The sequence below is a fragment of the Burkholderia sp. MSMB1072 genome, assembly GCF_001524725.1.
Lineage (GTDB): Bacteria > Pseudomonadota > Gammaproteobacteria > Burkholderiales > Burkholderiaceae > Burkholderia.
In genome coordinates this window covers 186,869-200,451 of the sequence record NZ_LOYC01000035.1, presented here as the reverse complement: position 1 = coordinate 200,451, position 13,583 = coordinate 186,869, and the positions used below count along the sequence as shown (strand labels likewise).

Genomic DNA, 13,583 nt, shown 5'->3' with positions numbered 1-13,583 from the left:
CGACGCGCACCGGGCGAAGCGTCGTACCGATGCGCCCGCGCTACGCCGAATCGGCCAGCCACTGCGCGACGCGCAGGACGAGCGGATCCGCGTCGTCGAAGCACTCGACGCCCGCGACCTGCGGTGCACCGCAAATCGTGAACACCGGCTTGCCCCACTGCAACCCGAGCGCGATTTCGGACAGCGTGCCGAGCCCGCCGCCGACCGCGATCAGGCACACCGACGCGCGTGCGACCAGCGCATTGCGCGTGATGCCGAGCCCCGTCGGCAACGCGACGCTCAGGTACGGATTCGCCAGCGCGGCGTCGTCTTCGGGCAACAGCCCGATCGCGCAGCCGCCGGCCGCATGCGCGCCTCGCGCGGCGGCCTCCATCACGCCCTGCTTGCCGCCGCCGACGAGCGCGATACCCGTGGCCGCCACCGCGTGCGCGATCCGTTCCGCGACCCGCATCTGTTCATCGGTCGCGTCGCGCGGGCCGATCACACCGACCGGCATCCGGTGCCGGTGCATGCCGCGTTGCCGTTGCGCCAGTCGCGCGAGCGCGTCGCGGGCCGGTTCGGACCACGCGCATTCAATGACGTCGTTGGCGAACAAGGCCTTCCCCCAGTGCCAGAACGCAGGTACAGATGGCCGTCAGCCCGATCGACAGCACAGCCGCCTGCGAGAAATCGGTTTGCCCGTCCGACAGCTTCAAATACATCAGCAGCGGCAGGATGTTGATCTGCGTGCCGGCCAGCGCCAGCGCCGTGCCGTACGTGCCGAGCGCGATCGCGGTCACGAGGCACCATGCGGATGCGACCGACGGCCACAGCTCGCGCCACGCGACGTCGAGCCACGCGCGCCAGGGCCGCGCGCCGAGCGTAAGCGCCGCCTCGAGCGGCCGCCGGTCGAGATTCGCGAGCGTGGGGTAGATCATCAGCGCGACGCGCGGGATCAGGTAATACGCATAGGCGACCGCGAGTCCCGGCATCGTGTAGATCGCGCCGCCGATCACGGTCGGATCGGCGCCCAGCGCGGCCAGCAGCGTGGTCACGAAGCCTGAGCGGCCGAACGCGAGGATGAAGCCGTACGCGATCACCAGCCCGGAAAACGCCAGCGGCACGCCGAGCAACGCGAGCGACCAGTGACGACGGGCCGGCGACTGTCCGGCCAGCGCGAACGCGACCGGCACGCCGACGGCGACCGACAGCGTGCCGGCACCTGCAGCCAGCGCCAGCGAGCGCACGATCGCATCGGCGACGAGCGGATCGCGCCACACCGCCGCGAACGCGCGGCCGCCGCCCGCGCATGCCGCGTCGACGAGCGCGGCCAGCGGCAGCACGAAGCACACGGCAAGCAATGCCGCCGCAGGAAGCGCGCCGAAGCGGCGCAGCACGCCGCGTTCGGGTAAGGAAGCCTGCATCCCTCGCCCCTTACTGGCCGAGCGTGGCCTGCGACCAGAGCTGGTCGACCTCGGCCTTGCGCGCCGCCGCCTTCGCGACATCGAGCGGGCGCACCTGCGGCGCGTTCGGCAGCTTCGCCGCGACTTCCGGCGCGACCGGCGTGCCCGGCACCGCCGGACGCACGTAGCCTTGCGCGAACAGCGCCTGCCCGACGTCGCTCATCACGAGGTTGAGCCAGAGCTGCGCGGCGGACGGATTCGGGCCGTTCTTCACGAGACTCATCGCGTAGGGCGCCGACACGCTGCCGTCCTGCGGAATCACGACGTCGGCCGCGTCGCCCATGCCGTCCGCGTACTTCGCCTTGAGGCCGTCGTTCTCGTAGCCGATCAGGATCGGAATCTCGCCCTTCACGAACTTCGCGTACGGCGTCGTGCCCTCCACGCGCAGCACGTTGCCGGCCTGCTTCAGCTTGCCGAAGAAGTCGGCGCCCGGCTTCGGATTCTCGACGCCGCCGCCGTTCGCATATGCGGCCGCGAACACCGCGACCTGGCCCTGCCCGGTCGAGCGCGGGTCGAGATAGACCACCGCGTTGCGGTACTCGGGCTTCAGCAGGTCGGACCAGCGCTGCGGTACGTTCTTGACGAGCTTCCGGTTGACGAGGAACGCGATGTTCAGCGAATGCACGGCGAACCAGCGAGCGTCGGTCGCGCGGAACACGCCCGGCAGCCTGTCGAAGTTGATGGGCTTGAACGGCGCGACGACGTCCTTGCCTGCGGCATCGAGCGCCGACGCGGCGAAGTAGTACGCGGTATCGGCCTGCGGGCGGCGGCGCGACTTGTCGAGCGCGACGACGGTCGCGGCCGAGCCGATGTCGTTGTAGGTGATCTCGACCTTCGGGTAGCGCTTGCGGAACTCGGCGAACAGCGCCTTCCAGTTCGCCCATTCGGGGCCGGTATCGAACGACACGACGAGCCCTTCGTCGGCCGCCTTCGCGTACAGCGCGTCTTCGCCCGGATACAGCGGCGCGGCCTGCGCCGCCGCGCAGGAAAGCGCGACGAGCGCGCCCAGCGCCAGCACGCGGGCGCGCATGGCCTTCACAAGAGAGGAGCCTGCAAACATCGTGAATCTCCGTTGAACGAAAGAAATCAGCGCGCATCCGGCGATGCCGGCAGCACGAGCAGATGGCGCGGGTCGATCGCGATGCTGCGCGCGGCGGGCTCTCGCCCTTCGCACAGCAGCACGTCGGCCGAGCCGTCCGGAATGAAGTCGTAGCGCTGCGTTGCGCCGAAGTAACGCACGTCCCCGCGACGGCCTTCGATGCGATTCGCGCTCTGCGCCGGCGGATCGGCCTGCACGTGCTCGGGCCGCACCAGCACCGCGATCTCCGTCCCCGGCCGATGCGCGCCCGTTTCCGCGCGCAGCGTCGCGAAGCGCACGTCGATTTCGCCGTGCGCGAGCACGCGGCCGCGCAGCAGCGTCGAATGCCCGACGAAGCGCGCGACCTGGGCGGTCGCCGGACGTTCGTACAGGTCGCGCGGCGTGCCGGACTGAAGCACGCGACCGCCGTCGACGATCGCGACGCGGTCGGCCATGCTCAACGCTTCGTCCTGGTCGTGCGTGACGAACAGCGTCGTCGCGCCGCATGCGCGCTGCAGTGCCCGGATCTCGTCGCGCAGCTGATGACGGATGCCGGCATCGAGCGCCGCCAGCGGCTCGTCGAGCAGCAGCAGCTTCGGCTCGATCACGAGCGCCCGCGCAAGCGCGACGCGCTGCTGCTGTCCGCCGGACAGCATCGCGATGCCGCGCGTCGCGTGCGCCGACAACCCGACCCGCTCGAGCATGTCGAGCGCGCGGCGGCGCCGGACGTCGGCCGCGACGCCGCGCATCCGCAGCCCGTACGCGACGTTGTCGACCACCGACAGGTTCGGGAACAGCGCGTAGTGCTGAAACACCATCCCCACTTCGCGCCGCCACACGGGCACGCCGGCCACGTCGTCGCCGCCGATCGCGATGCGGCCGCGCCAGCCGTCGAGCAGTCCGGCCGCGAGCCGCAGCAGCGTGGATTTGCCGGACCCGCTGCGCCCCATCACCGCGAGCAGTTCGCCCTGCGCGGCGGACAGCGTGATGTCCTCGACGCCATGGCGGGCGCCCGGATACTGGAAGCTGACGTGTTCGAATTCGAGGCTCATGGATGACTCACTTCAGACGTTGCACGGTGCCGACGGACACGAGCGTCGCCAGCACGGCGAGCACGAGCAGCACGACGGTGGCGGCGCACGCCATCCCCGTCGCGCCGTAGAACGCCTGCAGCAACACGATCGGATAGTTCCGGTAGCGGAAGCCGGCGATCAGGTTCGAGATCTGGAATTCGCCGATCGACAGTGCGGCCACCATCACGAGCCCGGAAAACAGGCTATGGCGCAGGTTCGGCAGCACGATCGTGACGAACTGGCGCAGCGGCGTCGCACCGAGCGTCGCCGCGCAGGCCTCGAGCCGCGCGAGGCCGAGATGGCGCAGGTCGCCGAGCAGCGTCTGCAGCAGATACGGCAGCGTCAGCACCGCGTGCGCCGCGATCATCAGCGGCAACGTGCCGAGCCACGGCAGCGCGTCGCCGCTGAAGATCGCGATGTAGCCGAAGCCGAGCGTCAGCGCCGGCACCGCGACCGGCATCAGCATCACGACGCGCGTCGCGAACCCGCCGCCGGCCTGCGCGCGATGATGCAGCGCATACGCGAGCGGCAGGCCGATCACCGCGTTGAGCGCGCAGCACGCCAGCGCGACGATGAAGCTCACGCCGAACGCGCGGGTGAAGCTACGGTTCGCAGCCAGGTCGGCGAACCAGTGCCCGGTGACGCCGGCGGGCAGCAACGTGTTCGTCCACGATTCGCCCACCGCGCCGATCAGCAGCAAGGCGATCGGCAACAGCAGGTAGAGCGTGAACGCCGCGAGCAGCGCCTGCAGCAGCAGGCGCCCGACGGGCGGCCGGGCCGGTTTGTTACGACGAATCGGAATACCGTCGGCCACGGCCGGGGCGGTTGACGCAGGCATGAACACACTCGCTGACGATCGGAAAAATCCTCGCGCAACGCCCGCCGGACGAGGCCCGCATGCGTTGTCGAAGCCGGCGCAGTGTGCGGTTCCGACATGGCATCGTCATGAAAAAAACGTAAAAAGCGCGCATCGACCTGTGCAAGGACGGAACAGCTCGCCATGAAGCACCTGTATCCGAACGTGGCGGAACTGCATGCATTCGCCACGTCCGCGAAGTACCTGAACTTCTCCTACGCGGCCCGCGAACTGGGCCTGACGCCGAGCGCGGTCAGCCGGCAGATCGCGAACCTCGAGGCGCTGTTCGGCGTGAAGCTGTTCGTGCGCGAGGGGCGCGGCCTCGCGCTCACCCGTGCCGGCCAGGTGTATCACGCGCGCGTCGTCGGCCCGCTGCGCGAAATCGGCAACGCGTCGATCGAGCTGCTGAGCGCCCGCGAGAACAGCGACCTGCTGACGATCGCGAGCGTGCCGACCTTCACGACGAAGTGGCTGTTGCCGCGGCTCACGCGCTTTCTCGCCGCCGCGCCGGGCGTCACGCTGAGCTTTCGCCGTCATCTCGCGCCCGGCGACGTGTTTCCGTTCGGGCTCGACGCGGCGATCCGCTACGGCGACGGCGGATGGGAAGGCGTGCGAAGCGACTATCTCGGCGGGCGGACCTTCGTGCCGGTCTGCTCGCGCGAATTCGCCGACCGGCATGCGCTGCATGGGCCTGCCGATGCAGCGGCGGCGCCGCGCCTCGTGCACGAACAGGCGGAGATCGCGTGGTCCGCCTGGGCGGAACGTCATCGCGCGTCGCAAATGAACGCGCTGGCCGGGCCGCGCTTCGAGCAATATTCGGTGCTGATTCAGGCGGCCCAGGCCGGGCTCGGGATCGCCCTCGTGCCGCGCTTCCTGATTCTCGACAATCTCGCTGCGGGCACGCTGGTCGAGCCGTTCGACGCGCCGGTCGACGTGGACGCGCAGGGACACTACCTGTGCTACGCGCCGGAGCGTCTCGACACGAGCGATGCGTTGCGGCGTTTCAGGGCATGGATGCTGGACGAAGCCGGGCGCGCGCAAGACGGCACGCCGCCGCCCTGAAACGAACGGCGCGCACCGCCTGCGGCGGCACGCGCCCGTTGCCGGACACCGCGCGACGTCGGCATCCGGCATACACCGTCAACGCCCGATACCGAGCCCCGGCAGCACGCGCGTATTCTCGGCCACGACCGCCTGCAGCAGGCGCGGGTCGGCGCCGAGCAGCGCGAGGATCGTCGGCGCGACCTGCTTCGTGCCGACGAGATCGTTCACCGTGCGCGCACGATGCAGGCCCGGATACGACACGAGCAGGCCGAGGTGGCTGTCGTCCGGCGCGTTGCCGCCGTGCTCCTCGTCCTTCTTCGTGCTCGACGTGTAGATCACGCCAGGATTCGGCTGGACGACGATGTCCGGCGTGCGGCCGTTGGCCGGATCGCCGAAGCGGTCGGCCAGCGCCGCGCCGTACAACACGTACGCCTGCGGGCCGTCCGCGCAGATCCCCGGCGCGTTGCAGCCGAGGTTCGCCTTCAGCGTCTGGACGACCGCCGTGCGCTGGCTGCGATCGCGCAGCCAGATCAGCCCGACGTCGTCGGTCTGCACGAAGCCCGTGCCGACCAGGCCCGAACCGTCGTTCAGGTTGCCCGTCGCCGTGTTGTTCTGGCCGAAGTTGCCGTTCGGGTCGATGAAGTTGTTCGCTTCGAGCAGCTTCGTCAGCGTGTCGCCGTTCTTCACGAGCTTCGTGTGATCGGTCGGCGACTGGCCGTGCTTCGCCGTGACGATCACGGCCGTCGACGTGTACAGGTTGGCCTGCTTCAGCGCCGCGACGACATGGCCGATCGCGTCGTCGACGTACGTGATCGCGTTCGCGACCTGCCCGTTCGGCGTGAAATCGGCATCGAGATAGCCGCCGCCCTTCGCGACCGGCGCCTTCTGCGCGACGCTCAGCGTCTGGAAGTTCGCGCCGAACAGCGTCGGCACCGGCGCGTTCTTCGTGCCGGTCGAATCGCGGCCGCCGATCTGGTTGATCAGCGCCTGCACGTGCAGGTTGTCGAAGCGCGCGGTGTGCGAGTAGACGTCGGTATAGGCGGTGTTGGTCGCCGGGTCGATCGAATTGATCTCGGTGCGCATCAGGTCGTCGACGCCAGTGCCCGACGGGCCGTTCAGCCAGTCGTAGCCCCATGCATGCTTGTCGGCCCATGCGGTGTGCGCATTCGGCACGCCGGCCTTCACGGCCTCGAACACCGTGTTGGTCTTCACGTAGTTGTGCGGGTAGACCGGCACGCACTGGCCGTTGACCTTCGCATGCGGGATCGCCTGCGGATTGAACGCGCCGCCGCCGTCGAGGTGCACGAGCGCGCCGCCGTTGAACGCATCGATGCCGGCCGTCTCGTCGAACACGACGTTCCAGCCCTGCTTGCCCGAGCACGTCGTGTCGCTCGGTGCGTACAGGTTGCGGTCGTACGACACGTCGTAGAACAGGCCGGCCGTCTTCGGCGAGCCGCCCGTCACGAGCGCGGCGAGGCCCGGGAACGAATCCGACAGGCCCGGCGTGTACGCATTCGCGTACGTCACGCCGCTCTTCGCCAGCACCGCGATGTTCGGGCACGTATTCGCACCGATGCAGCGGGCGAGATCCTGTTCGTGCAGGCCGTCGATGCTCAGCAGCAGCACGTGCTTCACGACGCGGCTCGCCCGCCCGTTGCCCTCGCCGTGAGCGTTGCCGTCCTGTTGCGCCGCATGCACGCCCGCGCTGGCGAGCGCCAGCGCAGCCGCCACCATCACCGCCACTTTCCGTTGCTTGATGAACCTGGAAATCATCACCCCACCTCACCGATTGATGTTGAACTACGCGACTTGCCGTCAGGCGCGCAAAATATCGCCGCGTCGTGCGGCGGTCGGATGAAGCGGGGCTTTCTGTTCTCTGTCAAACGTAACCAATCGCAAATGACACGAAGCAGTCGCAATACGCGGCCTTGGCGTGCGCCGGCCCGCGCGGCCGGATTTTTTTTCGGCTTGGCCCGCGACTATTGGCGTGTGATAAAGGGTTTTCCCTGACCCGGAGCACGACTATGTCAACCCTGGAAGCTCTCCGGTTCGTGCTGGACGATGCACGTACCCCCGAAATCATTCGCCATCACGTCGTCGACGCGCTGCAGTACGCATTGCGCAACTACGGACAGGTGTTCACCGCCAAGGAAGTCGAATGGCTGACGCAGTGGGACGACGCGCGTCTGCCGCTGGCCGCGAGGAAGGAACTGGACAAGCGCGAACCGGCGATCGCCGGGCGCTGACAAAACCGCCGCGCCCGGCGGGTGCGGGCGCGGCGGCGGAGGGCGACAATGCTTACTGCAGCCCGAAGTCGACGCGGGTCGTCGCGCCCTTGTCCGAGATGCCCTTCGCGTCGAGCTTCGGCGCGACGACGAACATGCGGCTCGAGTCGATCTTGCCGTCAAGATACTGGCGCACGACCTGCGCGCGCTGCTGCGCGAGCGCACGCAGCGCGTTGTCGTCGGCCGGCGCGTGATCGGCGAGCGCCTGCTTCATGTCCGCATCGGGCAGCGTCTTCTGCAAGCCGACGAGGTTGCGCGGCTTCTTGAAGTCGGCGGCCTTGTACGCGCGCGTCAGGTACTTCGAGTATTCGGCCTTGTCGACCTTCACCGACATCGGATCGACGCTCTCGCCCTGGCCGACCACGTCCTTCAGCTTCTGCTGGCGCACCAGCCGCTCGACGTACGCGTCGCGCAGCCCCGGCGTGTCCTGCGCCGGATCGACGCGGCCGATCAGGTCGAGGCGGATCGACGGCTTCTCGGTCAGCATCTTCACGACGGTGTCGAGCTTCTTCTGCTGCGCGCCGGTCAGCTCGTACGAACCCGGCGCGAACTCGACGTAGCCGAGATCCTCGCCGCCGCTGCCGCCGAACGCATTCGCGAGCAGCGTGAACGGCGACGTGACGGCTTTCGCGATCAGGTTCAACACCGCGTGCCAGATCAGCCCGCCGACGCTGAACTCCGGATTCGACAGCGAGCCCGACACCGGCAGGTTCACGTCGATCTGGCCGCGCGTGTTCTTCAGCAGCGAAATCGCGAGCTTCACCGGCAGCTTCGTCGCCGTGTCGTTCTCGACACGATCGCCGAACGTGAGCTGATCGATGAAGATGTGGTTGTTCGCCGACAGCTGGTCGTTCGCGAGCTGGTAGTGCAGATCGACGTTGAGCTTGCCCTTCGTGATCGGGTAGCCCGCGTACTTCGCCGAATATGGCGTCAGGTTGGTCAGCTCGATGTCGTGCGCGGTCGCCGTGAGGTCGAGCGCCGGTTTCTCGATCAGCGGGTTCACCGAGCCCTTGATCGAGATCGGCCCGTTGCCCGCGAGGTTCGCGGCGACGTCGACCGGCGCGGACGTCGTCGAATCCGTGCCGAACGCGCCGATCGTGCCCTTGATCGCGACGAGGTTCGCCGTGTAGTTCGGCTTGATGAAGTTGTCCGTGTACGTGACGCGACCGTTCTGCAGCAGCAGTTCGCCGAAGTGCATCCGCACCGGATTCTGCGGCTGCGGCGCGGCCTTCACGACCACCGTCGCCGACGCGGCGGCCGGCATGGACGCCTGCTGCGCGGCCGCGGCCGATGCGGCCTGCGCAGCGGCCGGCGGCGTCACGCCCGGCGACAGCGGCACCGGCTCGCCCTTGCTCGCGTCGCGCGTGAGCGACTGCGCGGGGCCCGACTCCTTCGCGACCACGTCCTTCAGGTTCAGGCGCCCCTGCGCGTCGAGCAGCACGCGACCGTAGAAGTTCGAGAACGTCACGCGCGCGGCGTCGACGTCGGTGCCCTTCTCGTCGTAGTTCGCCTTCAGGTTCGACAGCGCGAGCGAGCGCCACCCTGCGAACGGGTCGGAGGTCGCCTTGTCGAGCATCCGCACGTCGACCAGCGCGACGTCGCCGCGATAGGTCGCGCGCGGCGTGTCCTTCACCTGCGCGAACGTCAGGTTGCCTTGCGCGTTGAGCAGCGCGCTCGCGATCGTCGCGTTCAGCGCGCTGCCGAAGTACGGCTCGAACGCGGCCGCGTCGAGGCGGTTACCGTTGATCTTCAGGCCGACCTTCAGCGGCTGCGCGGTCACATCGCCCGACACGTTCAGCGAGCCCTTGCGGTTCAGCGTCGCCTTCAGTTGCACGGGCAGCGGCTTCGTCAGGTCGTCGCTCACCTTCTGCACCGACAGCTCCAGCGGCTTGATCGCCAGCTTCACCGGGCGCGGCGTCGACAGGTCGGTGAAGTTCGCGGACGCGTCCTTCACGTTCAGCGCATCGATCCGGTAGTGCCACGACGGCGCGGCGGCCTGGGCCTTGCGCGCGACCGTGCGCTGCGGCACCGCCGCCTGCGCGGGTTCGGCCAGCGCCGCGAGGTCGATCTTGCCGTCCTTCAGGCGCTTCACGTCGAGCGCGAGCCCGCTCGCGTCGACGCTCGCGATCTCGGCGGTGCGTGCGGCGACGTCGACCTTCGCGATCTTCGCGCTCGCGTCGGGCAGCGCGATCGCGGGCGCCTTGTCGTTCGGCGCGGCGATCTTCAGCGACTTCAGGCTGATCGTGCTGTCCGCGACTTCCGCGGCGAGCGGCGTCTTGCCCCAGTCGGTCTTCGCGTTGACGGTCGCGCCGAGCGTGCCGTCGAGCACGCGCGCGCGCGTCGCCTCGCCCAGGTACGGCTGCAGCGCCGGCAGCGCGAGCGCGGCGACCGTCAGCTTCGTGTCGGCCTGCTTCGCGGCGAGATTGAACGCGCCTTCGGCCGTCACGTCGCCGCCGCGCGACAGCGACGTCGACAGCGTGTATTTCGCGGGTGTCTTGCCCTGCAGCGAGAAGCCGTCGAGCGTCGCGGCGAGCTTCGTCAGCGACATCGCGGTCGGCGTCGCCGGCACGCGGTCGTCGACGTTGATCGTGCCGCCGTCGATCGCGAAATGACGGATCGTCAGGTCGAGCGGCGGCGCTGCCTTCGCGGCGGCGCTGCCTTCGGCCTTCGCGGCGCTGGCGGCGCTGGCCGCGGCGACGGTGGCGCCGGAAGCGCCGGAAACGGCGACGGCCGACGCGGCCGGCTTGCCGGCTTCGGATTTCGGTGCGGCGGCCGGCTGCGCGACGAGCTTCTCGACGTTCAGCACGCCTTCCTTGTCGCGCGACAGGTCGACCACCGGCTGGTCGATCCGGATCTCGTCGAAGTGCATCGCGTTGCGCAGCGGCTCGAGGCCAGCCGCCGCGACGTGCACGCCGCGCGCGGCGAACAGCGGCGCCGACGCGCGGTCGGTCACCTTCGCGTCGTTCAGGTCGACGGTACCGGACACGCGCAGCGCGGGCGTCTCGCCGCTCATCACGAAATTGACCGTGAGGTCGCTGCTCAGCAGGCCGCTCGTCACGGCCACCGGCAGCTTCGCCGGCACGTACGAGATCAGCTTCGGCACGTCGAGGCGGTCGAACTTCAGCGCGATCTCCGATTCGCGCGACTGCGCGAACGGCTTGGTCTTGCCGTCGATCGAGAGCGGGCTGCCGTCGAAGCGCGCGCGCAGCTTCGGCTCGACGAAGATGTCGGTCTTCGAGGCCAGCGTCGCGATGTACGGAATACCGAGCGTCCAGTTGTCGACGACGTGCTTTTCGTTCAGCAGGCGATCGTCGAAGTCGATCCGGCCGTCGTTGACCTGGATGTTCGACACCGAGAACTGCGTCGGCTTGCTGTTGGGTTGCGGCGACGGCGACGAGAACTTCTCGGTCAGGTCGGTGAAGTTGAAGCGCTGCGCGTCGTAGCGGACGATATGAAAGCGCGGCGAATCGAGCCGGATTTCGTTGACGATCGGCGCGCCGCGGAACAGCGACGACCACGACGGCCTCACGACGAGCTTGCCGATGTCGATGAAGTCGCCCTGGCCGCCGCGCTCGCCGAGGTGGATGCCGTCGGCTTCGAGGTTCAGCGTGTACGGGTTCAGTGCGATGCGCTGGATCGTGGCCGGACGGTCGAGCTGCTTGCTCAGTTGCTGTTCGGCGACATGGCGGATCAGCGGCGGCGCCGCGAAGAAGCCGAGCAGTCCGAATAAAACGACGAAGATCAGCACGCCGATGCCGATACGCCGGGTCCGGCGCGAGCGTGCAACGCCACCGAGGGCATGGAGGGTCGAGGGTATGGTTTCTTTGTCTGCGCTTGCCATGCTTGAATGTCTCGGAAATGGATGACGGGCCGCACCGGAGAACCGGGCGGCCGCGCACGCTATCCCGAAAGTATAGGCTCAGGAGGTGACGGTACGGAGGTCGGGCGCCACCGCCGCGCCCGCCGGTCGGACAACGGCGGCAGTCAACCGTTCATTTCCGGACGACGACGGGCGGCATCCACGACCCGTCGCTCGCCTGCGGCTTCGGCGCGTACAGGCGCAACGCGAGCGCGAAATCGGTACGCGGCGCCGGCAGCCAGTTGGCCGCATGCGTGCCGCCCGGCGACGCCGACACGACGATGTCGATCGAGCCGTCGTGGTTGCGGCGCAGCCGGTCGCGGTCGCCGAGCGAGCGGCGCGCCGACCCGACGTCGGGCAGCGCGCCGTTGGTCGTGTACGGCGTGAGCGTCCAGAACGCGCGCACCGGCGGCAGTGCGCCCGGCGCGAAATGCAGCACGTAGCGGTTCGCGCCGTTCAGCGGATGGCCGTCGCTGTCGACGCGGGTGATCGCGAGCGTCTCGTCGTCGCGCGTCGCGGTGCCGAACTGCGTGTAGGCCGCGTACGCGCGCAGCGCGTAGTCCTGGCCGTACTTGCCGGCCGTGTCGCCGATCCAGTTCCAGCCGTTCGCGCTCAGCAGGTTCGACGGCGGCGTCGCGAGCCGCGCGCGCGCCTCGGCAATGCCGGCCGTCGCGGCCGTGAGACGGTCGCCCGTCCACAGTACCGGGTAGCCGGCCTTCACGCCGATATCGGCGAGCGATTCCTGGGCGTGCGCGTCGTCGGCCGGCGCCGGATTGTCCTGCAGCGCCTGCGCGAAGCGCGTGAAGAACGCCTTCGGGTCGAGCGCGGCCACCTGCTCGGCCGGCGTGCCGCCGCCCACCGCTTCGGACGGCGCGCTGCCCGCATGGACCGCGACCGACGCGCCTCGCTCGGCGCCCGTGTAGACCGACAGCGGCACCACGCGGATCGCGCGCTGCAGCTTCTTCACGTTCGTCAGGTCGCGCCCGCCGCTCGTCTGCAGCCGCACTTCGAGCCACGCGTTGGCGGACGGCACGTCGACGCGCAGCGCGCCTTTCGGCAACGTGCCCTGCCAGTCCTTGGCGGCGAAAGCAATCGTTTGCGACCGTCCGGCGCCACGGGCGCCGCGCGCCGCCACGCTCGACGACGACCACAGCACGTTCGTCCACATGTCGAGCGCGCGCGCGTCCCAGTAGCGGCCGCGCGTGTCGGGCAGCGTGACAATCACGGGTTCGGCGGCGACGTCGAGCCAGCCGGTCGAGTCGAGCGTGTCCACGCCCGGCAACGGCGGATTGACCGCGCCGACGGGCGGCAGCGCCTGCGCGTGGCGCAGCGTGTTGAGCGGGGCCTGCCCCGGTTGCGCGCCGTCGCCGCCCGTCGCCGCTTCCTTCGCGACGTCCATCAACACGAGCGGATACGCATAGATATAGGAGTCGGCGACTTCCGCGCGCATCCAGCCGGTTTTCCGCTGGATCGCGTCCGGTTGCGACGCGCACCCTGCAAGCAACGCCGCAATGGCCAGCGACGCGCACGCGCGTCGCAGAGAAACTGATTCTCGCTGGTTTTCAATCATCGATTACTGGCCGAATATCATTCTTTTCAGTCAACGCCCTGTTCGCCTCGCGAACGGCGAAAACAAGGCACCCCAGCGTGCCCGGATGACCGTTTCGCTACGATTCGTAACGGTGGGCGCTGATGTCAGGCCGGTATCATAGCGCCTAAGGGCATCCCCCAATATGCCGAATAACGGGTAGAACGCTAGCCGAACCGTCAAAAAATCCGAAATAGTCCACGGGATTCGGCAAAAATCTGGAACTGCGCCGGGAGCATCAACCCGTCGACGTCTCGCGAGCGCCCAGCCTGGCGCCTCAGCGCGCACCGGCTGTCCGTCTGGAAGCCGGGGCGATCGCCTTTTTCCGCATTGTGACAATCTGTGTGCATCGACATGC

10 protein-coding genes are annotated in these 13,583 nt (G+C 68.8%); 2 read left to right on the top strand and 8 right to left on the bottom strand.

The features are described from left to right. Window positions 1-40: 40 nt before the first annotated feature. The 5 genes from WS89_RS19700 to WS89_RS19680 all read right to left on the bottom strand — a co-directional run bounded on the left by WS89_RS19700 (window position 41) and on the right by WS89_RS19680 (window position 4,431). On the bottom strand, window positions 41-511 hold the full coding sequence (locus tag WS89_RS19700) for a TIGR00725 family protein (protein WP_095211607.1): 471 nt from the start codon (window positions 509-511) through the stop codon (window positions 41-43). Between the two features lie 61 nt (window positions 512-572). After that, window positions 573-1,403, bottom strand: a complete 831-nt coding sequence (locus tag WS89_RS19695; protein WP_059499477.1) for an ABC transporter permease — start codon at window positions 1,401-1,403, stop codon at window positions 573-575. 10 nt (window positions 1,404-1,413) lie between these two features. Beyond that, on the bottom strand, window positions 1,414-2,502 hold the full coding sequence (locus WS89_RS19690; RefSeq protein ID WP_059792821.1) for an extracellular solute-binding protein: 1,089 nt from the start codon (window positions 2,500-2,502) through the stop codon (window positions 1,414-1,416). Window positions 2,503-2,528: 26 nt separating this feature from the next. Continuing rightward, complete coding sequence (locus WS89_RS19685) at window positions 2,529-3,572, bottom strand: ABC transporter ATP-binding protein (protein WP_059499479.1); 1,044 nt, start codon at window positions 3,570-3,572, stop codon at window positions 2,529-2,531. Between the two features lie 7 nt (window positions 3,573-3,579). Beyond that, window positions 3,580-4,431, bottom strand: coding sequence for an ABC transporter permease (locus WS89_RS19680; protein WP_059792819.1), 852 nt, complete (start codon window positions 4,429-4,431; stop codon window positions 3,580-3,582). A gap of 162 nt (window positions 4,432-4,593) precedes the next feature. Between WS89_RS19680 and WS89_RS19675 the strand changes: the two genes are divergently transcribed. Then, window positions 4,594-5,511 carry a LysR substrate-binding domain-containing protein gene (locus tag WS89_RS19675; RefSeq protein WP_059792817.1) on the top strand — a complete coding sequence of 306 codons (918 nt, stop codon included), beginning with the start codon at window positions 4,594-4,596 and terminating at the stop codon, window positions 5,509-5,511. A 78-nt stretch (window positions 5,512-5,589) separates the two neighbouring features. On the opposite strand, the gene WS89_RS19670 is transcribed toward WS89_RS19675, so the two are convergent. Then, a complete protein-coding gene (locus WS89_RS19670; protein ID WP_059792815.1) occupies window positions 5,590-7,266 on the bottom strand; it encodes an alkaline phosphatase family protein in 1,677 nt (558 codons plus the stop codon). Between the two features lie 251 nt (window positions 7,267-7,517). Between WS89_RS19670 and WS89_RS19665 the strand changes: the two genes are divergently transcribed. Continuing rightward, window positions 7,518-7,739, top strand: a complete 222-nt coding sequence (locus WS89_RS19665) for a hypothetical protein (RefSeq protein WP_011548933.1) — start codon at window positions 7,518-7,520, stop codon at window positions 7,737-7,739. Between the two features lie 52 nt (window positions 7,740-7,791). Here the strand turns inward: WS89_RS19665 and WS89_RS19660 are convergent, their stop codons facing one another. Then, window positions 7,792-11,619 (bottom strand): DUF748 domain-containing protein, encoded by a 3,828-nt coding sequence (locus WS89_RS19660; protein WP_059792814.1) that lies wholly within the window; start codon window positions 11,617-11,619, stop codon window positions 7,792-7,794. A gap of 151 nt (window positions 11,620-11,770) precedes the next feature. Next, the gene (locus WS89_RS19655) at window positions 11,771-13,207 is read right to left on the bottom strand and encodes a DUF1254 domain-containing protein (RefSeq protein WP_059499484.1); all 1,437 of its coding nucleotides are present in this window, start codon (window positions 13,205-13,207) and stop codon (window positions 11,771-11,773) included. Window positions 13,208-13,583 lie beyond the last annotated feature (376 nt).

Excerpts from the sequence above, each read along its gene's own strand:
- WS89_RS19700 (WP_095211607.1), bottom strand. The coding sequence starts at position 511 with ATGCACCGGCACCGGATGCCGGTCGGTGTGATCGGCCCGCGCGACGCG.
- WS89_RS19695 (WP_059499477.1), bottom strand. The coding sequence starts at position 1,403 with ATGCAGGCTTCCTTACCCGAACGCGGCGTGCTGCGCCGCTTCGGCGCG.
- WS89_RS19690 (WP_059792821.1), bottom strand. The coding sequence starts at position 2,502 with ATGTTTGCAGGCTCCTCTCTTGTGAAGGCCATGCGCGCCCGCGTGCTG.
- WS89_RS19685 (WP_059499479.1), bottom strand. The coding sequence starts at position 3,572 with ATGAGCCTCGAATTCGAACACGTCAGCTTCCAGTATCCGGGCGCCCGC.
- WS89_RS19680 (WP_059792819.1), bottom strand. The coding sequence starts at position 4,431 with ATGCCTGCGTCAACCGCCCCGGCCGTGGCCGACGGTATTCCGATTCGT.
- WS89_RS19675 (WP_059792817.1), top strand. The coding sequence starts at position 4,594 with ATGAAGCACCTGTATCCGAACGTGGCGGAACTGCATGCATTCGCCACG.
- WS89_RS19670 (WP_059792815.1), bottom strand. The coding sequence starts at position 7,266 with ATGATTTCCAGGTTCATCAAGCAACGGAAAGTGGCGGTGATGGTGGCG.
- WS89_RS19665 (WP_011548933.1), top strand. The coding sequence starts at position 7,518 with ATGTCAACCCTGGAAGCTCTCCGGTTCGTGCTGGACGATGCACGTACC.
- WS89_RS19660 (WP_059792814.1), bottom strand. The coding sequence starts at position 11,619 with ATGGCAAGCGCAGACAAAGAAACCATACCCTCGACCCTCCATGCCCTC.
- WS89_RS19655 (WP_059499484.1), bottom strand. The coding sequence starts at position 13,207 with ATGATTGAAAACCAGCGAGAATCAGTTTCTCTGCGACGCGCGTGCGCG.